This window comes from Janthinobacterium sp. Mn2066, assembly GCF_049319705.1.
GTDB lineage: Bacteria > Pseudomonadota > Gammaproteobacteria > Burkholderiales > Burkholderiaceae_D > Janthinobacterium.
Genome location: NZ_JBMOUF010000018.1, coordinates 74918 through 97663 on the forward strand (window position 1 = coordinate 74918; position 22746 = coordinate 97663).

The window sequence follows — 22746 nt, forward strand, 5'->3', positions numbered from 1 at the left end:
TTCAGATCGCTCCAGTCTCACGCTGGGGTTTGGGGATGATGGCAAACTGCATGCCCAGTGCATCGAGCAGGCTGAGAATGGTTTCGAAGCGGGGTTTGCTGCCTGCGCGCAAGGCTTTATACGCGCCTTCACGCGTGATGTCGGCTTGCGCGGCCACCTTGCCCATGCCATAGGCGCGCACCACGTCGTTCATGGCAGATTGAAACAGTTCGGCATTCCCGGTGGCCACGATTTCGCTCATGTAGGCCGCCACCGCCTCCTTGCTGCTCAGGTGCTGGGTGGGATCGAAGGGGGACAGGCCCAGCGCTTCGAGGTCGTCCAGGTCGAAACTGTCGCTGTTGAGGGGGGAATTCATTTTTTTCGCACTCCTGTTGAGGTGCCCGCTGCTGCCTTGTGTTTGCGGAGGGCCGCTTGCCGGGCTTTCAGTTCTTTCAGTATCGCCTGCGCTTGTTTGATGTCGCGCTGCTGGCTTGATTTATTGCCGCCAAGTAGCAACAGTATCAATGTCCCCAGATTGGTTTCGTGAAAATACACGCGCCAACCTGGCCCTGTCTGTAAAAAGCGCAGTTCGCACACGCCTTCGCCCACCGCACTCCAGTCGCCTTTTTTACCGTGTTGCAAGTTCTTGATGCGCGCGTCGATGGCGGCCGCCGCCACGTCATGCAGCTTGTCTTCCCAGCGGCGATACTCGGCGGTCTTGCGCGTATCGATCAGGATCAGCGCCGGCGGTGTTGTGTCAATTGGGTTAGTTGGCATGATCATTGTAATCGTTTGTTCTCATCCGTCAAGCAGGTTTATCCGTGACTGAACTAAGAATAGCGAACAATGGCAGCTTGTTTGCGGTAAAGCGCAGGCTGTTTGAGCTGCCTCGCCAGTGTGGGCGGTAAAATGCGCCTTTGATGCCAGGGATCACCGTGAGTACTATGGAAAATGCAGAACAGATGGAAACGCGCTTTGTCGATATCGAAATCAAGCTGGCGCAGCAGGAGGACCTGGTCGACTCCTTGAACCAGATGGTGTACCAGCAGGGCCGCCGCATCGACCAGCTGGAAAAGATGCTGCACAAGCTGGGGGAACATGTGCGCGATGGCGCGCAGCAAGCCAATGGCGGCGTGGTCAACGAGCGCCCGCCGCATTATTGAACAGATGTTTTGAGGTGCAGTCGATGAAAACCGTTCATCAGAGCAGGGTTCGATACCATCGGTAGTTGCGAGTGACGCAAGAGTGTCATGCTGTTATGATTTCAAGTTGGCCCGCGACACAATCGCGGCTCTCTTGCGCTCTTTGAAAGAAGTCATGACCCGTCCAACCCTGCTCGTCATCGCCGCCAGCCTGATGCTGGCGCCAGCCGCTTTTGCCGCCACCAACGCGCCAGCCACTGCTTCGACCGCTGTCGCGGCGGCAGCCTTGCCTGCCTCGAATCCGTTTGCGCAAGTGAGCGCATTGCCTTTCCATTACCCGCCGTTCGACAAGGTGCAGGACGCCGATTACGCACCCGCCTTTACAGCCGGCATGGCCGCCCACCTGGCGGAAATCAATGCCATCGCGAATAACCCGAAAGCGGCCACCTTCGACAACACCATCGTCGCCATGGAACGCTCGGGCCAGTTGCTGGGCCGTGTGCGCACCGTGTTTTCCGTGATGTCCGGTTCCAACACGAATGACACCATCCAGGGCCTGGAACGCGAGCTGGCGCCAAAAATGGCTGCCCATAGCGATGCGATCATGCTCAATGACAAGTTGTTCCAACGCATCAATACCCTGTACGCCAAGCGCGACAAGCTGGGCCTCGATGCCGAATCGAAACGCTTGCTGGAACGCTACCATACCGATTTCGTGCGCGCCGGCGCCAAGCTGTCGGCTGCTGACAAGGACAAGCTGAAATCGTACAACGGCCAGCTGGCCGCCCTGTCGACCAAGTTCGCACAGAACGTGCTGAAAGAATTGAACGCCTCGGCCATCGTGGTCGATACGCGTGAAGAGCTGGACGGCCTGTCGCCAGCGGCAATCGATGTCGCGGCGGGCCTGGCCAAGCAGCGCGGCCTCGATGGAAAATACGTGATCGCCCTGGTCAATACGACCGGCCAGGCGCCGTTGTCCTTGCTGACCAACCGTGCCTTGCGCGAACGCATCATGGCCGCGTCGCAAGCGCGCGGCAGCCATGGCGGCGAGTTCGACAACCGGCAAGTGGTGCTGGACCTGGCGCGCCTGCGCGCCGAGCGCGCCACCCTGATGGGCTACCCGAACTACGCCGCCTATTCGCTGGAAGATCAAACGGCCAAGACCACCACTGCCGTGAACGCCTTGCTGGGTGAACTGGCCAAGCCGGCCGTCGACAATGCGCGCCGCGAAGCGGGCGATATCCAGAAAGTCATCGATGCACAGAAGGGCGGTTTCCAGGTGGCGGCCAGCGACTGGGCTTTCTACAGCGACAAGGTGCGCGCCGAACGCTACAGCTTTGACGAAAGCCAGCTGAAACCGTATTTTGAAATGCACAGCGTGCTGACCAAGGGCGTCTTCTTTGCCGCCGGCAAGTTGTATGGCCTGACCTTCAAGCAACGCACCGACTTGCCTGTCTACAATGCCGACATGCTGGTCTACGACGTGTTCAACGAAGACGGCACGCAACTGGCCATCTTCACCCTGGACCCGTATGCGCGCGGCAACAAGCGCGGCGGCGCCTGGGCGAATGCCTATGTCAGCCAATCGGCCTTGCTGGGCAATAAGCCTGTGATCGCCAATAACCTGAACATTCCGAAGCCGGAAGCGGGCCAGCCTACCCTGATGACGTTTGACGAAGTCAACACCATGTTCCACGAATTCGGCCATGCGCTGCACGGCATGTTCTCGAACGTGAAATATCCGCGTTTCTCGGGCACCAGCGTGCCGCGCGACTTCGTGGAATACCCATCGCAAGTCAATGAAATGTGGGCCTTGTGGCCGGAAGTGCTGCAAAACTACGCCAGACACTACCAGACCGGTGCGCCGATTCCTGCCGAATTGCTGGCGAAAATCACGGCCGCCGACAATTTCAACCAGGGTTACAAGACGACCGAATACCTGGCGTCGGCCCTGCTGGACCAGCGCTGGCATCAGCTGACCCCGGCCCAGATCCCGACCGACGTATTGGCGTTTGAAAAGACGGCCTTGACGGAGGCCGGCATCGATTACGCGCCGGCGCCGCCGCGCTACCGCACCACGTATTTCTCGCACGCGTTTGCGGGCGGTTACTCGGCCGGCTACTACGCCTACCTGTGGTCGGAAAAACTCGATGCCGATACGGTGGAATGGTTCAAGGAAAACGGCGGCCTGACGCGCAAGAACGGCGACTGGTTCCGTGCCAAGCTGCTATCGCGCGGCGGCAGCGCCGATGCGCTGGATATTTACCGCAACTTCCGCGGCCGCGATGCGCAGATCGAACCGCTGCTGAAACGCCGTGGCTTGAACGTGAAATAAGTAGTAGGTAAATACTTAAGTAAGTGCTTGAATGATAATCCCGGACTGATTTGCCGGGTTTAGCAAAAAACGGTCGCCCTTGTCTGGCGACCGTTTTTATTTGGTAAATCGTTTTCAAAACCGTTGAAAAACGCTCAGTGCAAGCCACTTGCAGCTGTTCAGTGACTCCGATGTTTCATGCTGATATGATTTGACGCTTGGTCCGCAGCACCGTTGCCTGTGGTTCTACCCTGCTCCCAGAGAAAGATCTTATGACCCGTCCTACATTGCTCATCATCGCCGCCAGCCTGATGCTGGCTCAAGTTGCCTATGCCGCAACGCCCGTCACCGCAACGGCGAATGCACCGGCCAGCGCCGCGTTTTCGGCCTCGAACCCGTTCTTCAAGGCAAGCCCGCTGCCGTTCCAGATGCCGCAATTTGGTCTGATCAAGAACGAACATTATCTGCCAGCGTTTCTGGAAGGCATGAAGCGCCAGACGGCGGAAGTCAATCACATCGCCAACAATCCAAAACCAGCCACCTTCGACAATACCATCGTGGCGCTGGAGCGCAGCGGCCAGTTGCTGCATCGCGTAAACAGCATCTTCAGCAATATGGCAGGCGCCAACACGAATGACGAGATCGACAAGATCAACGTGGAAATTTCGCCGAAACTGGCTGCCCACGACGACAGCATCCACCTGAATGCCAAACTGTTTGCCCGTATCGAAGCCCTGTACGACCAGCGCGACAAGCTGGGCCTGGACGCCGAATCGCAACGTTTGCTGGAGCGCTACCATACCGATTTCGTCCGCGCTGGCGCCAAGCTCTCGGCCGCCGACCAGGAAAAACTGAAAGCCTATAACGGCGAACTGGCTGCATTGCAAACCACTTTCCTGCAAAATGTCTTGAAAGAAGCCAACGCCAAGGGCCTGGTGGTCGATACGCGCGCTGAACTGGACGGCATGACGGCCAGCGACATCGACACGGCCGCCGCCGAAGCGAAAAAACGCGGCCTGGATGGCAAATTCGTGATCGCGCTGACCAACACCTCGGGCCAGGCGCCATTGGCCGTGCTGACCAACCGCAACACCCGCACCCGCTTGATGCAAGCGTCGCTGAACCGTGGCATCCAGGGCGGCGAATTCGACAACCGCGCAGTGGTCCTGAAACTGGCCAAGCTGCGCGCCGACCGTGCCGCCTTGCTGGGCTACCCGAACTATGCGGCCTACTCGCTGGAAGATGAAACCATCAAGAACACGCAGACCGTCAACACGCTGCTGTCCGAACTGGCCAAGCCAGCCGTTGCCAATGCGCACCGCGAAGCCGCGGACCTGCAAAAACTGGTCGATGCCGACAAGGGCGGTTTCCAGGTTGAAGCGCAAGACTGGGCGATCTACACGGACAAGCTGCGCGCCGAGCGTTTCCACTTTGATGAAAATCAGCTGAAGCCCTACCTGGAGCTGAACAACGTGCTGACCAACGGCGTGTTCTTCGCTGCCAACAAGCTGTACGGCATCACGTTTAAAGAACGCAAGGATTTGCCGGTCTATAACCCGGACGTGCGCGTGTATGACGTGTTCGACGCCAACGGCAAGCCGCTGGCCATCTTCCTGGAAGACTTCTATGCACGCGGCAACAAGCAAGGCGGCGCCTGGATGAATGAATACGTGTCGCAATCGAGCTTGCTGGGCACCCATCCGGTGATCGCCAACCAGCTGAACATTCCGAAACCGCCGGCTGGCCAGCCTACCTTGCTGACCTTCGATGAAGTCACCACCATGTTCCACGAATTCGGCCATGCGCTGCACGGCATGTTCTCGAACGTGAAATACCCGTACTTCTCCGGTACCAATGTGCCGCGCGACTTCGTGGAATATCCATCGCAATTCAATGAAACCTGGGCTGTGTGGCCAGAAGTGCTGCAAAACTACGCCAAGCACTACCAGACTGGCGCGCCGATGCCGCAAGACTTGCTCGACAAGGTCAAGGCCGCGAAGAAATTCAACCAGGGCTTCATGACCACGGAATACATCGCTGCCGCCTTGCTGGATCAGCGCTGGCACCAGCTGAGCCCGTCGCAAATCCCGACCGACGTAGTGGCGTTTGAAGCGGCTGCCCTGAAAGACGCGGGCGTCGATTTCCCACCGGTGCCACCACGCTACCGCACCACGTATTTCTCGCACAGCTTCAATGGCGAATACTCGGCGGCGTACTACGCTTACCTGTGGTCGGAAAAACTGGACGCCGATACGGCTGAGTGGTTCAAGGAAAATGGCGGCCTGACGCGCAAGAACGGCGACTGGTTCCGCAGCCAGCTGTTGTCGCGTGGCGGCAGCGTCGATGCGTTGCAGCTGTACCGCAACTTCCGCGGCCGTGACGCCAAGATCGAACCGCTGCTGGAAAGCCGTGGCTTGAACACCAAGTAATCAGCGGATGCCTCGTTATGCTTGCGTTGCGTCGAGTGGCGCTCGCAAGCGTAACGTGCTCCAGCGCTAAAATTGGGTAAGATGCATAGTAGCTAGTACGTAGTCAGGTAGCAGAAAGAAAACATGAGTCAGCAAGATTTGAATGGCGTCACCCTGGAAGCCATCGTGACGCGCCTGCAAGCCCATTATGGCTGGGATGGCCTGGGCAAGCGGATCGATATCAATTGTTTTATCAGCGATCCCAGCATCAAGTCTAGCCTGAAGTTTTTACGCAAGACGCCGTGGGCCAGGAGCAAGGTGGAACAGTTGTACCTGGACACGCAATTTACCGACTGACAGGAAGAGACATGGACAGCAAACTCAAGGAATCGCTACAACAGCTGCACTCGAGCATCGAGACCGGCGGCCCCGTCGATGAAGAATTACATGGTTTGCTGCAAAAACTCGATGGCGACATCCAGCTGCTGCTGGCCAAGCGCGCGGCGCAGGAACAACTGGCCGGCCTGGAAGAGTCGACCACCTATGGCCTGGCCGAACGCAGCCAGGAATTGTCGGCCAAATTTGCCGTGAAGCATCCAAAGCTGGAACCGGCCTTGCGTGAGCTGGGCGAGATTTTAGCCAATATGGGCATTTGATACACTTCTTATCGGGGTCCGTCGCTTCGCGATCGCAATGCGCCCCACTGGGGCGCATTGTCCCGCCGGGTCTGACCCCAAGTAATTGAAAATAAAACGTTTTTTTCGCTGAAATACGACAGTGAAAATCCGGCTGTCAGGCTGGACGTATGCAATTCCGGTACAATCCGTACCCTATGAGCTCCCCTACCAATTTATTTGCGACCGTTCCCAAGCGGTCTGCCCGCGCTGCCGTTGCGCCATTTTTACCCATGTCCCGCGCCGAAATGGATGCGCTGGGATGGGATCAGTGCGACGTCATTGTCGTCACGGGCGACGCCTATATCGACCATCCCAGCTTCGGCATGGCCCTCGTCGGCCGCCTGCTCGAAGCGCAGGGTTATCGCGTGGGCATCATCAGCCAGCCGGACTGGCTGTCGGCCGACGCCTTTCGCGTGCTGGGCAAGCCGCGCCTGTATTACGGCATTACCGCCGGCAACATGGATTCCATGGTCAACCAGTACACGGCCGACCGCAAGATCCGCTCCGACGATGCCTACACGGCCAACGGGGAACCGAATAAACGCCCGGACCGCGCCGTCACCGTGTACGCCCAGCGTGCGCGCGAAGCGTATCCGGACGTGCCGATCGTCATCGGCAGCATCGAGGCGTCCTTGCGCCGCATCGCCCATTACGATTACTGGTCGGACAAGGTCCGCCGTTCCGTCTTGCCTGATTCCAAGGCCGATTTGCTGATCTTCGGCAATGCCGAACGGGCGCTGGTCGACCTGACCCACCGTCTGGCCGCTGGCGAACACATCAAGGATATCCGCGACCTGCGCGGCACCGCTTTCATGGTGTCGTCCGGCTGGCTGCCTGGCGACGACTGGGGCGTGCACAATTCCACCCGCGTGGATGTGCCCGGCAAGATCGATCCGCACTACAGCCCGTATGCGATGGTGCAGGAAGATAAATCGGCCTGCGCCACGGAAAACGCGGCCAAGTCGGCCGAAGTGATCAAACCGATCCGCATCATGAGCCGCGAAGAGCGCCTGGCGATGGCCAAGGAAAAGCACGACAAGACGGTGGTGCGCCTGCCTGCGTATGACGTGGTCAAGGATGACCCCGTGATGTATGCGCACGCCTCGCGCGTGTTCCACCTGGAATCGAATCCCGGCAATGCGCGCGCCATGGTGCAGGCGCATGGCGAACGCGATGTGTGGCTGAACCCGCCGCCGTTGCCGCTGGCGATGGATGAGATGGATGGCGTGTACGACATGAATTACGCGCGCGCTCCGCATCCAAGCTACGGCAAGGCGCATATTCCCGCCTGGGAAATGATCCGCTTTTCCGTCAACATCATGCGCGGCTGCTTTGGCGGCTGCACCTTCTGCTCGATTACCGAACACGAAGGCCGCATCATCCAGAGCCGCTCGGAACCGTCGATCCTGCGCGAAATCGAGCATATCCGCGATAAAACCAAGGGTTTTACGGGCACCATTTCCGATATGGGCGGCCCGACGGCGAATATGTACCGCCTGGCGTGCAAGGATAAAGAGATTGAAGTGTCGTGCCGTCGCCTGTCCTGCGTGTATCCTTCGATCTGCGTCAACCTGGGCACCGACCACAGCAAGCTGATCTCGCTGTACCGCAAGGCGCGGGCGATTCCTGGCATCAAGAAAGTCTTGATCAGCTCCGGCTTGCGCTACGACCTGGCCGTGCGTTCGCCCGAGTACGTGAAGGAACTGGTCACGCACCATGTGGGCGGCTTGCTGAAGATCGCGCCCGAGCACACGGAAGAGGGCACTTTGTCGAAGATGATGAAGCCCGGCATCGGCGCCTATGATGAATTCAAGGAAATGTTCGACCGTTTCTCCTTGGAAGCAGGCAAGAAGCAATACCTGATCCCCTACTTCATCGCCGCCCATCCTGGCACGACTGACCTGGACATGCTGAACCTGGCCCTGTGGCTGAAGAAAAACAATTTCAAGCTGGACCAGGTACAAACCTTCATGCCCACGCCGATGGCCATGGCCACCACCATGTATCACTCGCGCAAGAATCCGCTGCGCAAGGTCACGGCGGATTCGGAAGCGGTGGAAACGGCCCGCAGCGGCAAGATCCGCCGCACCCATAAAGCGTTCCTGCGCTACCAGGACCCGGCCAACTGGCCGATCCTGCGCGAAGCGCTGGTCAACATGGGCCGTGGCGATTTGATCGGCAATGGCGACAAGCATTTGATTCCCGCCTGGACTTCGTCCGAAGCGGGCGGCCTGGCTGCCGGCGAACGCAGCCGCCAGACGCATGGCGCCGGCACGCCGGACAAGTTCAAGGTGGCGCCCGGCAAGAGCCGCATCGCCCTGGGCGGCACGGCCGCCGCACCGAAGGCTACGGCCGTGGAATCGAAAGTGCGTCCGTCGATCCTGTCGACCATCAAGACCAAAGCCAAGCCCGCCGCCGCGCCTGTCGGCCGTGGCGGCAAGCCGCCGGCCAAGGGCGGCGCGCCCGCCCGCAGCGGCCGCCGTTAAGCGGACTGATCTTCACCGAACCCGGCCTTGTGCCGGGTTTTTTCATGGGCAGCAGCATATAAAAGCACTTATCTTGACATCAAGATAGTTTGCGCCCAGACTGCGCTTTTATCTTGATGTAAAGATAGTTGATGAATTCACCTGCTTCCCGCCCTGCCTGGGGCGATATTCTGCTCACCGCACTGGCGCCCCTGATCTGGGGTTCCACCTATATTGTCACCTCCGAATTGCTGCCAGCTGGCCGGCCCTTCACTGCCGCGCTGATCCGCGTCTTGCCGGCCGGCCTGTTGCTGGTACTGCTGATGCGGCGCTTGCCCGCACGGTCCGACTGGGGCCGCATTATGATCTTGTCGGCCCTGAATATCGGCGTGTTCCAGGCTTTATTGTTTGTCGCTGCCTATCGCCTGCCCGGTGGCCTGGCGGCCGTGGTGGGCGCCATCCAGCCCTTGCTGGTGATGGGGCTGGCATGGGGCGTGGAAGGACGCCGGCCCGTGCGGCTGGCCCTGTTCGCCAGCGTGCTGGGCGTACTTGGCATGGGCGTGCTGTTGTTGTCGCCCCGCACCGTGTGGGAACCGGTCGGCATTGCCGCCGCCCTGGCCGGCGCCGCCTGCATGGCGGCCGGCACCTATCTGACGCGGCGCTGGAAGCCGGACTTGCCCGTGCTGGCGCTGACAGGCTGGCAATTGCTCGCAGGCGGCCTGATGCTGGCGCCCGTGGCCTGGCTGGCCGACGCGCCGTTGCCCGCCTTGTCGCTGCAGCAAGTGCTGGCCTATGCCTATCTGTGCCTGGCCGGCGCCCTGCTGGCGTATGCACTGTGGTTCCGCGGCATTGCCCGCCTGTCTCCCGTGGCCGTCTCGTCGCTGGGTCTGCTCAGCCCCTTGATGGCGGTGCTGCTGGGCTGGGCACTGCTGGGCCAGGCGATGACGGGCTGGTCCATGCTGGGGCTGCTGATGGTGCTGGCCAGCGTACTGGCCGTGCAATGGGCCAGCGCCAGGTCCTGAGATAGCTTCCAGGGGGTATTTTTGCTGCACCGCACCGTCGGTTTCGCTTGCACTCGAATACAGCATTGAGGCACTATTTGTGTCGCGCAAACGTTTGCGCGACGCGAAATTCCAAAAAAGCATCGCTTTGACGTGCTAACCCCACATACTCTGGAGACTGTCATGACATCCCGTATTCGCCTGAAAATGATTGCTGCCGCTGCTCTCGTCTGCGTCCTGCCTGCCTTGCCGGCGATGGCGCAGACGGCGGCCAAACCGAAGGTTGCGCTGGTGATGAAGTCGCTCGCCAATGAATTCTTCCTGACCATGGAAGACGGCGCCAAGGCACATCAGAAAGCCCACGCGGCGCAATACGATCTGCTGTCGAACGGCATCAAGGATGAAACAGACACGGCGAGCCAGATCAAGCTGGTCGAGCAAATGATCGTCTCGCGCGTGAACGCGCTGGTGATCGCGCCGGCCGATTCGAAAGCGCTGGTGCCGGTGCTGAAAAAAGCCATCGACGCGGGCATCATCGTCGTCAATATCGATAACAAGCTCGACGCGGGCGCGCTGAAAGAAAAAGGTATCTCGGTACCATTCGTGGGCCCGGACAACCGCAAGGCCGCGAAAGCCGTGGGTGATTACCTGGCCAAGCAGCTCAAGAAGGGCGACCCGGTCGGCATCATCGAAGGCGTGTCGACCACCTATAACGCGCAGCAGCGCACCCTGGGCTACCAGGACGCCATGACGGCGGCCGGCGCCAAAGTGGTCAGCCTGCAATCGGGCCAATGGGAAATCGCCCCTGCCAACACGGTAGCGGCCGCCATGCTGAACGCCAATCCGAATATCAAGGCTTTGCTGTGCGGTAATGACAACATGGCCATCGGCGCCATCGCCGCCATCAAGGCGGCCGGCAAGGCCGGCAAGGTGCTGGTAGTGGGCTACGACAACATCAACGCGATCAAGCCGATGCTGGCCGATGGCCGCGTGCTGGCGACCGCCGACCAGTTCGGCTCGCAGCAAGCTGCGTTCGCCATCGACGCCGTGCTGAAAGCGCTGAAAGAGAAAAAGAAACAGTCGGAACTGGGCGGCACCATCGAAACCAAGGTGGAACTGGTAACCAAGGGCACGAAGTCCTGATCGTCTGATCCCGCCGGGGCCAGCGCTATCGTAATGTAGCGCTAGCCCCGTTTGTCCTTTTTTGCGGAGCCCCCATGCCCACCGATATTTCTCCGGCGCAGTCTGACGCCATCCCTTTGTTGACTCTGGATAACATCGGCAAGTCCTATGTCGGCCCTGTGCTGGGCGGCGTGGCCCTGCGCTTTTTCCCCGGCCAGGTGCTGGCGCTGACCGGTGAAAACGGCGCGGGCAAGAGCACCTTGTCGAAAATCATCTGCGGCCTGGAACCGGCCACCACGGGCAGCATGCTGCTCGATGGCAAGCCCTACCAGCCCGCCACGCGCGGCGCGGCCGAGGCGCTGGGCATCCGCATGGTGATGCAGGAACTCAACCTGATTCCCACCCTGTCGATCGCGGAAAACCTGTACCTGAAAAACCTGCCGCAGCGTTTCGGCTGGATCGACCGTGGCCGCCTGGAGCGCGATGCGCGCGAACAGATGGAAAAAGTGGGCCTGGGTGGGCTCGACCCATGGACCCTGGTGGGCGAACTGGGCATAGGCCACCAGCAAATGATCGAGATCGCGCGCAACCTGATCGGCAGCTGCCGTTTGCTGGTGCTCGACGAACCGACCGCCATGCTGACGCACCGCGAAGTCGAATTGCTGTTCCTGCAGATCGAGCGCCTGAAGGCCGAAGGCGTGGCCATCATTTATATTTCGCACCGCCTGGAAGAACTCAAGCGCGTGGCCGACCGCATTGCCGTGCTGCGCGATGGCCAGCTGGTGTGCGACGACGCTATCGCCGGTTATTCCGCCGCCGACCTGGTCAGCCTGATGGTGGGCCGCTCGGCCGACGATGCGGTCGACTTGAGCGGCCGCCTCATCGGTGCGCCACTGCTGCGCGTGCGGGGCCTGGCGCGGACCGGCGTGGTGCACCCGACCTCGTTCGAGGTGCGTTCAGGTGAAATCCTCGGCATCGCCGGCCTGATCGGTTCCGGCCGCACGGAATTGCTGCGCCTGATCTTTGGCGCCGACCGTGCCGACGCGGGCCAGGTATTCCTCGGCGATAGCGAGATTCCCGCTGCGCTGGGCTCGCCGCAGGCTGCCGTCAAGGCCGGCATCGCCATGATCACGGAAGACCGCAAAGGGCAAGGTTTATTGTTGCGCCAGTCGATCGCCGTCAACACCACCCTGGCCTCGCTCGATACCGTCAGCAGCGCGGGCTGGCTCAACGAGGCGGCCGAAGCGGTGGTGGCCGACGACTATATCGCCCAGTTGGGCGTGCGTTCGCGCAATAGCGCCCAAACGGTGGCCGAATTGTCGGGCGGTAACCAGCAAAAGGTCGTGATTGCCCGCTGGCTGTACCGCGACTGCCCCGTGATGCTGTTCGATGAACCCACGCGCGGCATCGATATCGGCGCCAAGTTTGATATTTATCAGGTGCTGGCCGAACAGGCGCGCCAGGGCAAGGGCCTGGTCATCGTCTCGAGCGACTTGCGCGAACTGATGCTGATTTGCGACCGCATCGCCGTGATGAGCGCAGGCAAGATCGTCGACACCTTCGAGCGCGGCGCCTGGAGCCAGGACGCGTTGCTGTCGGCCGCCTTCTCCGGTTATTTGAATTCCTCTTCTTCTGACAACCCTGCCGCTGCGGCCTGATGCCGCCGGAAAGATTCCCATGACGACTACTTCTTCCCCTAGCTATCTGCAGCGCAGCCTGGCCGACCTGAAAAACTATGCGGGCCTGATCGGCGCGCTGCTGGCCATGTGCGTATTGTTCTCGTTTGCCAGCGAAAACTTCTTTACCCTGGCTACCCTCAGCACCTTGTCGAATGACATCCCGACCCTGGTGGTGATGGCGGTCGGCATGACCTTTGTCTTGATCATCGGCGGCATCGATCTGTCGGTCGGCTCCGTGATGGCGCTGGCCGCTTCCGTGCTGTCGCTGGCCACCGTGCACTGGGGCTGGCCCGTGTGGAGTTCGGCCCTGCTGGGCATGCTGGTGGCGGCTGTCTGTGGCTCGATTACCGGCCTGATTTCCGTCGGCTGGCGCATTCCCTCGTTTATCGTCTCGCTGGGCGTGCTGGAAATGGCGCGCGGCATGGCGTATCAGGTGACCAATTCGCGCACCGAATATATCGGCAGCGCCGTCGACGGCATCAGTTCGCCGATTTTGTTTGGCTTGTCGCCGGCCTTTATCGCCTCGATTGCCATCGTCGTCATCGGCCATCTGGTGCTGACGCGCACCGTGCTGGGCCGTCACTGGATCGGTATCGGCACCAACGAAGAAGCGGTGCGTTTGTCCGGCATCAACCCGAAACCGTCGAAAGTGCTGGTATTTGCCTTGATGGGCCTGCTGGCTGGCGTGGGTGCATTGTTCCAGGTGTCGCGCCTGGAAGCGGCCGATCCGAATGGCGGCGTGGGCATGGAATTGCAAGTGATCGCGGCTGTGGTGATCGGCGGCACCAGCCTGATGGGCGGCCGCGGTTCCGTCATCAGCACGTTTATCGGCGTGCTGATCATTTCGGTACTGGAAGCGGGCCTGGCGCAAGTGGGCGTATCCGAGCCCGTCAAGCGTATCATCACGGGCCTGGTGATCGTCGCTGCCGTAGTGCTCGACACCTATCGCCGCCGCGGCGAGCGCGCATAGCCGCAAACTAGGAGCCCATGGCAACCATCAAACAAGTGGCGCAGGCGGCCGGTGTATCGTTCACCACCGTGTCCCACGTCCTCAACAATACGCGCCCCGTCAGCGACGAGGCGCGCGCCGCCGTGCTGGCGGCGGCCGAGCAATTGCATTACGTGCCCAGCGCACTGGCGCGCTCGCTGCGCAGCCGCAGCACGGGCACTATCGGCCTGATCATTACCAACAATACGAATCCGTATTTCTCGGAAGTGGCGCGCGGCATCGAAGACAGCTGTTATGCGGCCGGCTACAGCGTGATCCTGTGCAATTCTGACGACGACCCCGTCAAGCAGCGCGAGTACCTGAACGTGCTGCTGACCAAGCGCTGCGATGGTCTCATCCTGTCTGCCCTGGCCGATAGCGATGGCGCCTTGCTGCGCAAGATGAAAGTGCCGGCCGTGCTGCTGGACCGCGCACCGAACGATTTGTCGATCGATGCGGTGGCCGTCGACAACCGCGCCGGTGGCGTGCTGGCCGCACGGCACTTGCTGGAACTGGGACGGCGCCGCATCGCCTGCATCGCCGGTCCCCGTGCCGTGACGATTTCCAATGAACGCATCGCCGGCGCGCGCGCCGCCATGCAAGACGCTGGCGTACCGTTGCCTGACTCCCTATGCCGCCATGCCGATTTCACCAGCGCCGGTGGTTATGCGGCTGCACTGGACTTGCTGGCGTTGCCCGCCGGCCAGCGTCCGGACGCCGTGTTTTGCTGTAATGACTTGATGGCCATCGGTGTGCTGCGCGCCGCCGCCGAGCGGGGCATCAGCGTGCCCGGCCAGCTGGCCGTGGTCGGTTTCGATGATATCGACCTGGCCAACTTCGTCTATCCGGCGCTCACCAGCGTGGCGCAAAACACGCGCGAACTGGGCCGCGTGACGGCGGACTTCTTGCTGGCGCGCATCGCCGAACCGGGCTTGCCGCGCCAGCAGCGCAGCATGGCGCCCGTGCTGCGGGTACGCGGTTCCAGCGCCTTCCCCTTAAATGTAGCAACTGAATTGACAGGACAAATACCATGATCGTGGTTATCGGCAGCATCAATATGGACCTGGTCTTGCGCGTGCCGCGCATGCCTTTACCTGGCGAAACCCTGACGGGCGGCGCTTTCCGTACCATTCCTGGCGGCAAGGGCGCCAACCAGGCCGTGGCCTGTGCCCGCCTCAGCGGCAAGGTGGCAGCCGGTGGCCAGCAAGTGGCGATGATCGGCTGCTTGGGTGACGACGCCTTTGGCACGACCTTGCGCGCAGCACTGCGCAGCGATGGCATCATCGATAGCCATGTCACCACCTTGCCGGGCGTGGCGTCCGGCATCGCTTCCATCCTGGTCGACGACAATGGCCAGAACAGCATCGTGATCGCCGGTGGCGCGAATGACTTGCTGAGCCCCGCGCACATCGATGCCGCGCAAGAACTGATCGCCCAGGCCGACATCGTGGTGCTGCAGCTGGAAACGCCGATGGCGACCGTGGAGCACGCGATCAGGCTGGCCCGCTCGCTGGGCAAGACGGTGGTGCTCAACCCGGCGCCGGCCGCGCAAGTGCCGGCCGGTGTGCTGGAACTGGTCGATTACCTGATTCCCAATGAAATCGAGGCGGCCATGCTGACCGGCATCGATAGCAGCGACGCCAGTGTATTGGCGCGCGCCTTGCAACAGCAGGGCAGCGACAACGTCATCATTACCTTGGGCTCGAAAGGCGTGCATGCCGCCCTGTATGGCGGCGATGTTGATTTCCCGGCCGAAGCCGTCAAGGCAGTCGACACCACTGCCGCTGGCGACACCTTTATCGGTGGTTTCGTGGCCGGCCTGGCTTCGGGGCTGGATGAGGCCGAAGCGATTGCCCAAGGCCAGCGCGCAGCTGCCTGGAGCGTCACCAAGCCCGGCGCGCAAACTTCGATTCCCCACCTGCACGAATTATTTTAAGTTTCCATCATGAAAAAATCACCGCTGCTCAATATCGCCCTGTCGCAATTGATCGCGTCCCTGGGCCATGGCGACATGGTCGTCATCGGCGACGCCGGCTTGCCGTCGCAGCCGGGCGTGCCCCTGATCGACCTGGCCCTGACGCGTGGCGTACCGGGCTTTATTGAAACCGTGCACACCGTGCTCAGTGAAATGCAGGTGGAATACCATGTGCTGGCGGAAGAGTTGCCGCAGCACAATCCTGCGATTGCCGCCCAAGTGGCGGCCTTGCACCTGCCCGATGCGCGCCAGCTGTCGCATGAAGAGTTCAAGCAGCTGAGCAAGCGCGCCCGCGCCATCGTGCGCACGGGGGAATGCACGCCGTACGCCAACGTGATCCTGGTGGCCGGCGTGGTGTTTTAATCGGTCCGGGATGGCGCTTAGCGGATGAAGCCCATGACGCCATCCCACAGCAGTTTCAGCGCCGTGAGCACCAGCAAACCGTAGCACAGACGGTATAGCTGTTCCTGGTTCAGGCGGCCATGCAATTTCCATCCAATCCAGACACCGCAGAGCGCAGCAGGCAGGCAGAGCGCCATGAGTATCCAGAAATTGGCTGAAAATTCTGCGACGGCAAGCCAGGGGCCAGCCTTCAGCAGGTTGCCAAGAGTAAAGAACAAGCTGGTCGTTCCCGCATAGATTTCCTTCGATAAGCCGAGCGGCAACAGATACATGGCCAGCGGTGGCCCGCCCGAGTGGGCAACCATGGTGGTGACACCGGATGCCGTACCGGCGAGTATCGCCTTGCCGGTCGAGCGCGGACGCGTCACGACGGCGCCTTTTCCCCGCCACCACAAGAATGCAAACAACAGGGTAGTGACGGCCATCAGGATTTCGATGACATGGCGATCCACATATTCAAGCAGGAAATAGCCTGCCGCGATGCCCACGATCAGGCCCGGCAGCAGCAAGACGAGGTCGGGTTTTGACCAGGTATTCGGTCGCCAGAAGCGCAAGGCATACAGGTCCATGGCAACAAAGAGCGGCGCGAGCAGGCTGCCCGCCTTGATCGGATCCATGACCAGCGCGAGGACCGGTATGCCGATAATCGCAAAGCCGCCGCCGAACGCGCCTTTCATGAAACCGATAGCCATGACGGCCACGAGGGAAACCAAAATGACTTGCAGGGTCAAATGCATGATATGTGACGCAGGCTGGTCTGGCGGGTGAAGAAAAAATGATGCATTCACATTGCCGGTGTGCCAGAAATAAGCCGGAAATAGATACGTGGAACATCGTTTGTTGACGAAAATAAATATAGCACGCAGCTTGACCTGGTCGACGGAAATGCCCTTTCCCTGGAAGGGATAAATCGCTGCGCGCGCTGTTGCTGTATCGAAGAATTTCTTATATGGATCAGCTACTTAGCTTCTCTTTGAGGCGCTGCCGGAAGAAGTGACGGCGGATGGACGGGACAAAAAAACGACACGGCAGGCATGGTGCTGGAGCCGGGCTGGCCAGGGCGCGTATCAAGCGTCCGCCCTGGAATTGCGTCATCTGCCACAATGTATCGAGGAGGGCGGAAGCGTGCCTTGCCGCGCTGCCGCATTTCTCCTGCATCGTTTCCCGGCCGCCGCTTGCTGTGCATCGCCGGGAGCGCCATCCACTCCCCTTCAGAGGTGCACCATGAGTATTCTCGGCAATATCTTCAACAAAATATTCCACCGCACGCCAGACGCGGCCGCCACGCCGGCCGCTACGCCAGCAGCCACACCGGCTGCGCCAGCGGCCGCACCGGCTGCTGCACCCGTCGCCATCACTGAAGTCGACGTGGAAGTGGTGCTCAATGGCCTGGCGCAAAAGAATGCGCAGCAACTCAATTGGCGCACATCGATCGTTGATCTCCTGAAATTGCTCGACCTCGACAGCAGCCTGGCTGCGCGCAAGGAGTTGGCCGGTGAATTGCATTTCACGGGCGATACCAACGATAGCGCTTCCATGAATATCTGGCTGCACAAACAAGTCATGCTCAAGCTGGCGGCCAATGGCGGCAAGGTGCCCGCCGATCTCCAGGCCTAACAACGCCTAACGAAACCGTAGCGAGCGGAAGGTAGAGGTGGCTAAGAAGCGCAACCGTACGAAGGTACGGTGAGCATCGCAGGCCGCCTATACCAACGTGCAGTAGGTTTTGATAGGCGTTCTAAGCCTGCTCACTGCAGCGGGCCGGTGCGCCCGCTGCTATCCAATTTTCCCGGAACAGCGATAATATCGCTCTCCCTATGCGGTAGTGATAGTCAAAACGTATCAAAACTATTGTTACAATCAATTTTGCATATGGAAGAAAAATCCGTACACTAGCATTTATCGATTCACAACCCACGAGGAAACTACAATGTCTCTGATCAATACCCAAGTTAAACCATTCAAAGCAACCGCTTACCAAAATGGCAAATTCATCGATTTGACCGAAGAGTCCTTGAAAGGCAAGTGGTCTGTATTCGTGTTCTACCCAGCCGACTTCACCTTCGTTTGCCCAACCGAACTGGAAGACCTGGCTGACAACTACGCTGAATTCCAAAAACTGGGCGTGGAAGTTTACGGTATCTCGACCGACACCCACTTCGCGCACAAAGCATGGCACGACACCTCGGACGCGATCAAGAAAGTGCAATACCCACTGATCGGCGACCCAACCACCGTGCTGTCGCGTAACTTCGAAGTGCTGATCGAAGAAGAAGGCCTGGCACTGCGCGGCACCTTCGTGATCAATCCGGAAGGCCAGATCAAAGTGCTGGAAGTGCATGACAACGGCATCGGCCGTGACGCTTCGGAACTGCTGCGCAAAGTCAAGGCAGCCCAATACGTTGCTGCTCACCCAGGCGAAGTTTGCCCAGCTAAATGGACCGAGGGCGCAGCAACCCTGACCCCATCGCTGGACCTGGTCGGCAAGATCTAAGTCGTAAGTTGTAAGTAGTGCATGCCGGACCGGCCGGTCCGTTCCGGCATCAGTTACCCGCAGAAATAGTGTCTGCAGAATAATAAGGAAGGAAGTCGATCATGTTAGATGCAACTCTCAAAACCCAGTTGAAAGCCTATTTGGAAAAGGTCGTGCAGCCGATTGAGATCGTCGCGTCTCTCGATGACAGTGCCAAGGCCCGTGAAATGCAGGAACTGCTCCAGGAAATTACCCTGTTGAGCGAGCGCATCACGCTGGTGGAACGCCGCGATGACCAGGAACGCACCCCGTCGTTCAGTATCAACCGCCCAGGCACCGATATCGGCGTGCGCTTCGCCGGCATCCCGCTGGGCCATGAATTTACCTCGCTGGTGCTGGCGCTGCTGCAAGTGGGCGGCCACACCATCAAATTCGACGATGCCGTGATCGAACAGATCCGCAACCTCGAAGGCGATTACGAATTTGAAACGTTTATTTCGCTGAGCTGCCATAACTGCCCGGAAGTGGTGCAGGCGCTCAACGCCATGTCGGTGATTAACCCGCGCATCAAGGTCACCACCATCGATGGCGGCGTGTTCCCGAAAGAAGTGGAAGCGCGCCAGATCATGGCGGTGCCGATGATGTTCCTGAACGGCGAACATTTCGGCCAGGGTCGCACCAATGTCGAGGAGATTCTCGCCAAGCTGGACAAGAACGCCGGCGTACGCCAGGCGGCCGCCCTGAGCAAGAAAGACGTGTTTGACGTACTGATCGTCGGCGGCGGCCCTGCCGGTGCGGCAGCCGCCATCTACGCCGCCCGCAAAGGCATCAAGACCGGCGTGCTGGCCGAGCGTTTCGGCGGCCAGGTACTCGATACCATGGCGATCGAAAACTTTATTTCGGTCAAGGAAACCGATGGTCCGAAATTTGCCGTGGCGCTGGAACAGCACGTCAAGCAATACGAAGTGGACATCATGAATACCCAGCGCGCTGCCAAGCTCACGCCAGGCAAGCTGATTGAAATCGAAACGGCCAGCGGCGCCGTGCTGAAAAGCAAAACCGTCATCCTGGCCACCGGCGCCCGCTGGCGCGAAATCAACGTGCCGGGCGAGAAGGAATACCGCAACCACGGTGTCGCCTACTGCCCGCACTGCGACGGTCCTTTGTTCAAGGGCAAGCGCGTTTCCGTGATCGGCGGCGGCAACTCGGGTGTGGAAGCGGCGATTGACCTGGCTGGCCTGGTCAAGCACGTGACCCTGATCGAATACGGCGATCAACTGCGTGCCGATGAAGTGCTGCAACGCAAGCTGCGCAGCTTGCCGAACGTCACCGTGATCATGTCGGCGCAAACCACCGAAATCCACGGCGACGGCAAGATCGTCAATGGCCTGAGCTACAAGGACCGGGTCAGCGGCGAGACCAAGAAAGTGGAACTGGAAGGCGTGTTCGTGCAAATCGGCCTGGTGCCGAACACCGAGTGGCTGAAAGGCACCCTGGCGTTGTCGCGTCACGGCGAAATCGAAGTCGATGCCCGTGGCCAGACCTCGATCCCCGGCGTGTTCGCTGCCGGCGACGTGACCACCGTGCCGTACAAGCAAATCATCATCGCCACCGGCGAAGGCGCCAAGGCTGCCCTGTCCGCCTTCGATCACCTGATCCGCTCCGGCGACGATGAGGTGGTGGAAGAAGCGGCTGCCAAGGAAGCGCTGACCGCCTAAGTGCTTGCGCTGGAACAAACCGGAATGGCTGCAAGGCTATTCCGGTTTTTTTACGTCTCAGCTACCGGTGTACAGGGGATCGCTGGCGACATACACCAGGATATCCTCGACCGGCATCTCCTTGGGCGCGATCTCGGCCAGGGCGAACACGGTGGTATTGCTGAAGGTTTGCACGTTCCAGCTGAAGCGCTGCTGGCCGATCACGATGGTGACCGTTTCGCCACGCGTGACGTTGATGGTCTTTTCGCCGGGGGCGATGGTGATGGTGCGCGTGGCATCCATCTGGCTGGCGGGGCTGCCATAGTCGGCGGCGGTGCCGGTCGGGTCGGCGGCAAGGGCGTTGCCAGCGAAGGCCAGGTTCAGGATCAAGGCGGCGATGGCGGCGCCAGGGTATCGCAACATGCTGTTCTCCAGATAGGTCGATGCAGGGTTGCACCGTTACGCCGTATCGCCAGGATCGCCAGCGGGGCGCAGACGGCATCCTACCCTGTTCTATGGCTTGTCGGCAAAGCCTGGGTGTAAAAGCGACAGATCCAGGGTCGCCGCCAGCGGCACTTGCGGTTCCACGTGGCTGGTCAGCACGATGCATTGGCGGGCCAGGCGCTGTGGTTCGGACAGGCGCTGACGTAAATAAGCCATGGCGTTGGCGTCGAGGCCGTTGAACGGTTCATCGATCAGCAGCAAGCGCACGGGCAGGGCCAGCGCCAGGGCCAGCTGCAATTTTTTGTGCTGGCCCAGGGACAGGCCGGTGATGCTTTGCTGCAAGGTCGACGTCATGGCAAACGCGCTCAATTCATCGTTCAGTAATGTCTTGTCGCTGCCCGGATACAGGGCCAGGTGCAGGTCGAGAAATTCGTGTACCTGCAGCCAGGGCAGGGCGGGCGTGTCGCCGCCGCAATAAAAAGCCTGGGCGCGGTACGCCAGCGGCTGCAAGCCGCTATCGAGTTTGTCCAGGCGGATCGCGCCGCGCGCGGGCAGCAGGGCGCCGCCTGCCAGTTTCAGCAGGGTGGTCTTGCCGGCGCCGTTGGCGCCGCGCAGCCAGGTGATGCCGGGACCGAATTGCCGGCTGAAGCGCTGGAAGACGCTGTGCGTGGCGAAATGAAAATCGAGCTGCTCGATATGCAGCACGGGAGGAGACACATTCAATTCCATAATTCGCTTCCGATGGCGCTCAAGGCAAGGATGGAGAAGACGACCAGCGCGACTCTGCCCCGCGCCGTCAGGCGGGGCAAGCCGGCGATGGTCAGCAGGGCGGCGCTGGCGACGACGAAATACACCAGCGGCACGCGGCGCTGCAAGGCGGCGGCATCGGCCCAGTGCAATACCAGGCCGGCGCCCAGCAGCACGACCAGGCCGGGCAGCACGCTGACAGCACAGGCCAGCACGGTCAATGGTTTGCTGGCGATGGGCCAGGCGTTGAGCGAGGGCTGCAGCACGGCGATCTGCTCACGCACGGCCTTGTCGCCGCGGTCCGTCAAAATGATCAGGCTGGCGCTGGCCAGCAAGCCCAGCAAGGGGCCGGGCACGACCGGCACGCGCAGCAGCCAGGCCAGCATGCTGGCCACAGTGCCGGCCAGCAGCAGGCTTTGCTGCATGCCGGTCACATTTTCATTGCGCCAGAATGGCAGCCAGAATAGACGCCGCCACAGGAACACGGTGCGCCAGCGCGGCGTATGCGGCACATACACGCTCCCCGTTTGTTCCCGCGCCTGTTGCACGGGCCGTGGCGCACGCATGCGCAAGGTCAGGATAGCGGTCGATAGCAGCCAGGCCAGCAGCCAGACGGCCAGGTTGATGGCGATGCCTGGTAGCAGGACGGCGTGCAGCCAGGCCGGCGACTGGACCAGCCAGACGATGATCGAAATGGCATAAGCAATACCCAGCGGCAGCATCAGCATGCCGGCCACCAGCGCATCGGCTGACCAGCGCAGGCGCGGCGCCACGGGCAGCTGGCGCAGCCAGGCCGCGAGGGGACCGGGCAACAGGCGTTTGCGCAGCAGCCAGGCGGGCAGGCTGGTCAAGAGTGTCTGGGCGCCCAGCAGTCCCAGCGCCGTGGGCCAGGGCAGGGTGGGCGCCATCAGGCCAGGCAGGGCCATCACGCTGAGCAGGCCCAGCAAGACTGGTCCGGCCAGCAGCAGAAAGATTTCCACGGAACTGGTGAGGCTGGCGATAAATTGCAGCAGCGCATAATGGGCCAGGCGCAGGCGCAGGGCGAGATAGGGATGGGTACTGCGAGGCAAGCGCATCGTGGGAGCCGGGTAGACGGAGTGGGCAGATTCTAGCAGTGAATTTCCCGCCCTGAAATGGGAAAAGCCCTTGGCTTCAAGAAGCAAAGGGCTTTTCTTTTATTGGCGGAGCGGACGGGACTCGAACCCGCGACCCCCGACGTGACAGGCCGGTATT

Annotated in this window: 22 protein-coding genes; 16 read left to right on the plus strand and 6 right to left on the minus strand. The window is 60.7% G+C overall.

Annotated features, from left to right (window positions below; translation table 11 throughout):
• Position 1 precedes the first annotated feature (1 nt).
• Both ACL9RI_RS26270 and ACL9RI_RS26275 read right to left on the minus strand, forming a co-directional pair.
• A complete protein-coding gene (locus ACL9RI_RS26270) occupies positions 2-355 on the minus strand; it encodes an addiction module antidote protein (protein ID WP_422729405.1) in 354 nt (117 codons plus the stop codon).
• Positions 352-756 (minus strand): type II toxin-antitoxin system RelE/ParE family toxin, encoded by a 405-nt coding sequence (locus ACL9RI_RS26275; protein ID WP_422729406.1) that lies wholly within the window; start codon positions 754-756, stop codon positions 352-354. Before ACL9RI_RS26275 ends, ACL9RI_RS26270 begins: the two co-directional genes overlap by 4 nt.
• Before the next feature lie 167 nt (positions 757-923).
• Here ACL9RI_RS26275 and ACL9RI_RS26280 point away from each other — a divergent pair, with 167 nt between their 5' ends.
• The 13 genes from ACL9RI_RS26280 (at position 924) to rbsD (ending at position 16113) form a co-directional block, all read left to right on the plus strand.
• Positions 924-1142 (plus strand): SlyX family protein, encoded by a 219-nt coding sequence (locus ACL9RI_RS26280; RefSeq protein ID WP_422729427.1) that lies wholly within the window; start codon positions 924-926, stop codon positions 1140-1142.
• Positions 1143-1296: 154 nt separating this feature from the next.
• On the plus strand, positions 1297-3456 hold the full coding sequence (locus ACL9RI_RS26285) for a M3 family metallopeptidase (RefSeq protein WP_422729407.1): 2160 nt from the start codon (positions 1297-1299) through the stop codon (positions 3454-3456).
• Between the two features lie 251 nt (positions 3457-3707).
• Entirely contained in the window at positions 3708-5864 is a 2157-nt protein-coding gene (locus ACL9RI_RS26290; RefSeq protein WP_422729408.1) for a M3 family metallopeptidase, read from the plus strand.
• A 123-nt stretch (positions 5865-5987) separates the two neighbouring features.
• Entirely contained in the window at positions 5988-6200 is a 213-nt protein-coding gene (locus ACL9RI_RS26295; RefSeq protein WP_183682627.1) for a VF530 family DNA-binding protein, read from the plus strand.
• Positions 6201-6211: 11 nt separating this feature from the next.
• The gene (locus ACL9RI_RS26300) at positions 6212-6499 is read left to right on the plus strand and encodes a DUF4404 family protein (protein ID WP_183682630.1); all 288 of its coding nucleotides are present in this window, start codon (positions 6212-6214) and stop codon (positions 6497-6499) included.
• Positions 6500-6750: 251 nt separating this feature from the next.
• Positions 6751-9006 (plus strand): YgiQ family radical SAM protein, encoded by a 2256-nt coding sequence (locus tag ACL9RI_RS26305; RefSeq protein WP_422729409.1) that lies wholly within the window; start codon positions 6751-6753, stop codon positions 9004-9006.
• Positions 9007-9137: 131 nt separating this feature from the next.
• Positions 9138-10007, plus strand: a complete 870-nt coding sequence (locus tag ACL9RI_RS26310) for an EamA family transporter (protein ID WP_422729410.1) — start codon at positions 9138-9140, stop codon at positions 10005-10007.
• A 162-nt stretch (positions 10008-10169) separates the two neighbouring features.
• Positions 10170-11129: a substrate-binding domain-containing protein gene (locus tag ACL9RI_RS26315; RefSeq protein WP_422729411.1), complete on the plus strand. Its 960-nt coding sequence runs from the start codon at positions 10170-10172 to the stop codon at positions 11127-11129.
• A 74-nt stretch (positions 11130-11203) separates the two neighbouring features.
• A complete protein-coding gene (locus tag ACL9RI_RS26320) occupies positions 11204-12766 on the plus strand; it encodes a sugar ABC transporter ATP-binding protein (protein WP_422729412.1) in 1563 nt (520 codons plus the stop codon).
• 19 nt (positions 12767-12785) lie between these two features.
• The gene (locus tag ACL9RI_RS26325; RefSeq protein ID WP_422729413.1) at positions 12786-13757 is read left to right on the plus strand and encodes an ABC transporter permease; all 972 of its coding nucleotides are present in this window, start codon (positions 12786-12788) and stop codon (positions 13755-13757) included.
• A gap of 17 nt (positions 13758-13774) precedes the next feature.
• Positions 13775-14809, plus strand: a complete 1035-nt coding sequence (locus tag ACL9RI_RS26330; protein ID WP_422729414.1) for a LacI family DNA-binding transcriptional regulator — start codon at positions 13775-13777, stop codon at positions 14807-14809.
• Positions 14806-15711, plus strand: coding sequence for a ribokinase (rbsK, locus tag ACL9RI_RS26335; protein ID WP_422729415.1), 906 nt, complete (start codon positions 14806-14808; stop codon positions 15709-15711). The genes ACL9RI_RS26330 and rbsK overlap by 4 nt, the downstream gene beginning before the upstream one ends.
• Before the next feature lie 9 nt (positions 15712-15720).
• Positions 15721-16113, plus strand: coding sequence for a D-ribose pyranase (gene rbsD, locus ACL9RI_RS26340; protein ID WP_422729416.1), 393 nt, complete (start codon positions 15721-15723; stop codon positions 16111-16113).
• A 17-nt stretch (positions 16114-16130) separates the two neighbouring features.
• On the opposite strand, the gene ACL9RI_RS26345 is transcribed toward rbsD, so the two are convergent.
• A complete protein-coding gene (locus tag ACL9RI_RS26345; protein ID WP_422729417.1) occupies positions 16131-16889 on the minus strand; it encodes a sulfite exporter TauE/SafE family protein in 759 nt (252 codons plus the stop codon).
• 487 nt (positions 16890-17376) lie between these two features.
• Here ACL9RI_RS26345 and ACL9RI_RS26350 point away from each other — a divergent pair, with 487 nt between their 5' ends.
• The 3 genes from ACL9RI_RS26350 (at position 17377) to ahpF (ending at position 20343) form a co-directional block, all read left to right on the plus strand.
• Positions 17377-17769, plus strand: a complete 393-nt coding sequence (locus ACL9RI_RS26350) for a DUF3597 domain-containing protein (protein ID WP_422729418.1) — start codon at positions 17377-17379, stop codon at positions 17767-17769.
• A gap of 313 nt (positions 17770-18082) precedes the next feature.
• A complete protein-coding gene (gene ahpC / locus ACL9RI_RS26355; protein WP_300759940.1) occupies positions 18083-18646 on the plus strand; it encodes an alkyl hydroperoxide reductase subunit C in 564 nt (187 codons plus the stop codon).
• A gap of 101 nt (positions 18647-18747) precedes the next feature.
• On the plus strand, positions 18748-20343 hold the full coding sequence (ahpF, locus tag ACL9RI_RS26360; protein ID WP_422729419.1) for an alkyl hydroperoxide reductase subunit F: 1596 nt from the start codon (positions 18748-18750) through the stop codon (positions 20341-20343).
• A gap of 57 nt (positions 20344-20400) precedes the next feature.
• On the opposite strand, the gene ACL9RI_RS26365 is transcribed toward ahpF, so the two are convergent.
• From ACL9RI_RS26365 to ACL9RI_RS26375, 3 genes are all read right to left on the minus strand, one after another.
• Positions 20401-20745, minus strand: coding sequence for a CzcE family metal-binding protein (locus ACL9RI_RS26365; RefSeq protein ID WP_422729420.1), 345 nt, complete (start codon positions 20743-20745; stop codon positions 20401-20403).
• A 90-nt stretch (positions 20746-20835) separates the two neighbouring features.
• Positions 20836-21495: an ABC transporter ATP-binding protein gene (locus ACL9RI_RS26370; RefSeq protein WP_422729421.1), complete on the minus strand. Its 660-nt coding sequence runs from the start codon at positions 21493-21495 to the stop codon at positions 20836-20838.
• Positions 21486-22589 carry a hypothetical protein gene (locus tag ACL9RI_RS26375; protein ID WP_422729422.1) on the minus strand — a complete coding sequence of 368 codons (1104 nt, stop codon included), beginning with the start codon at positions 22587-22589 and terminating at the stop codon, positions 21486-21488. The genes ACL9RI_RS26370 and ACL9RI_RS26375 overlap by 10 nt, the downstream gene beginning before the upstream one ends.
• Positions 22590-22746 lie beyond the last annotated feature (157 nt).

Excerpts from the sequence above, each read along its gene's own strand:
- ACL9RI_RS26300 (WP_183682630.1), top strand. The coding sequence starts at position 6,212 with ATGGACAGCAAACTCAAGGAATCGCTACAACAGCTGCACTCGAGCATC.
- ACL9RI_RS26290 (WP_422729408.1), top strand. The coding sequence starts at position 3,708 with ATGACCCGTCCTACATTGCTCATCATCGCCGCCAGCCTGATGCTGGCT.
- ACL9RI_RS26285 (WP_422729407.1), top strand. The coding sequence starts at position 1,297 with ATGACCCGTCCAACCCTGCTCGTCATCGCCGCCAGCCTGATGCTGGCG.
- ACL9RI_RS26280 (WP_422729427.1), top strand. The coding sequence starts at position 924 with ATGGAAAATGCAGAACAGATGGAAACGCGCTTTGTCGATATCGAAATC.
- ACL9RI_RS26325 (WP_422729413.1), top strand. The coding sequence starts at position 12,786 with ATGACGACTACTTCTTCCCCTAGCTATCTGCAGCGCAGCCTGGCCGAC.
- ACL9RI_RS26345 (WP_422729417.1), bottom strand. The coding sequence starts at position 16,889 with ATGCATTTGACCCTGCAAGTCATTTTGGTTTCCCTCGTGGCCGTCATG.
- ahpC (WP_300759940.1), top strand. The coding sequence starts at position 18,083 with ATGTCTCTGATCAATACCCAAGTTAAACCATTCAAAGCAACCGCTTAC.
- ACL9RI_RS26275 (WP_422729406.1), bottom strand. The coding sequence starts at position 756 with ATGCCAACTAACCCAATTGACACAACACCGCCGGCGCTGATCCTGATC.
- ACL9RI_RS26375 (WP_422729422.1), bottom strand. The coding sequence starts at position 22,589 with ATGCGCTTGCCTCGCAGTACCCATCCCTATCTCGCCCTGCGCCTGCGC.
- ACL9RI_RS26295 (WP_183682627.1), top strand. The coding sequence starts at position 5,988 with ATGAGTCAGCAAGATTTGAATGGCGTCACCCTGGAAGCCATCGTGACG.
- ACL9RI_RS26330 (WP_422729414.1), top strand. The coding sequence starts at position 13,775 with ATGGCAACCATCAAACAAGTGGCGCAGGCGGCCGGTGTATCGTTCACC.
- ACL9RI_RS26310 (WP_422729410.1), top strand. The coding sequence starts at position 9,138 with ATGAATTCACCTGCTTCCCGCCCTGCCTGGGGCGATATTCTGCTCACC.
- ACL9RI_RS26315 (WP_422729411.1), top strand. The coding sequence starts at position 10,170 with ATGACATCCCGTATTCGCCTGAAAATGATTGCTGCCGCTGCTCTCGTC.
- ACL9RI_RS26365 (WP_422729420.1), bottom strand. The coding sequence starts at position 20,745 with ATGTTGCGATACCCTGGCGCCGCCATCGCCGCCTTGATCCTGAACCTG.
- ACL9RI_RS26370 (WP_422729421.1), bottom strand. The coding sequence starts at position 21,495 with ATGGAATTGAATGTGTCTCCTCCCGTGCTGCATATCGAGCAGCTCGAT.
- rbsK (WP_422729415.1), top strand. The coding sequence starts at position 14,806 with ATGATCGTGGTTATCGGCAGCATCAATATGGACCTGGTCTTGCGCGTG.
- ACL9RI_RS26270 (WP_422729405.1), bottom strand. The coding sequence starts at position 355 with ATGAATTCCCCCCTCAACAGCGACAGTTTCGACCTGGACGACCTCGAA.
- ahpF (WP_422729419.1), top strand. The coding sequence starts at position 18,748 with ATGTTAGATGCAACTCTCAAAACCCAGTTGAAAGCCTATTTGGAAAAG.
- ACL9RI_RS26350 (WP_422729418.1), top strand. The coding sequence starts at position 17,377 with ATGAGTATTCTCGGCAATATCTTCAACAAAATATTCCACCGCACGCCA.
- ACL9RI_RS26305 (WP_422729409.1), top strand. The coding sequence starts at position 6,751 with ATGTCCCGCGCCGAAATGGATGCGCTGGGATGGGATCAGTGCGACGTC.
- rbsD (WP_422729416.1), top strand. The coding sequence starts at position 15,721 with ATGAAAAAATCACCGCTGCTCAATATCGCCCTGTCGCAATTGATCGCG.
- ACL9RI_RS26320 (WP_422729412.1), top strand. The coding sequence starts at position 11,204 with ATGCCCACCGATATTTCTCCGGCGCAGTCTGACGCCATCCCTTTGTTG.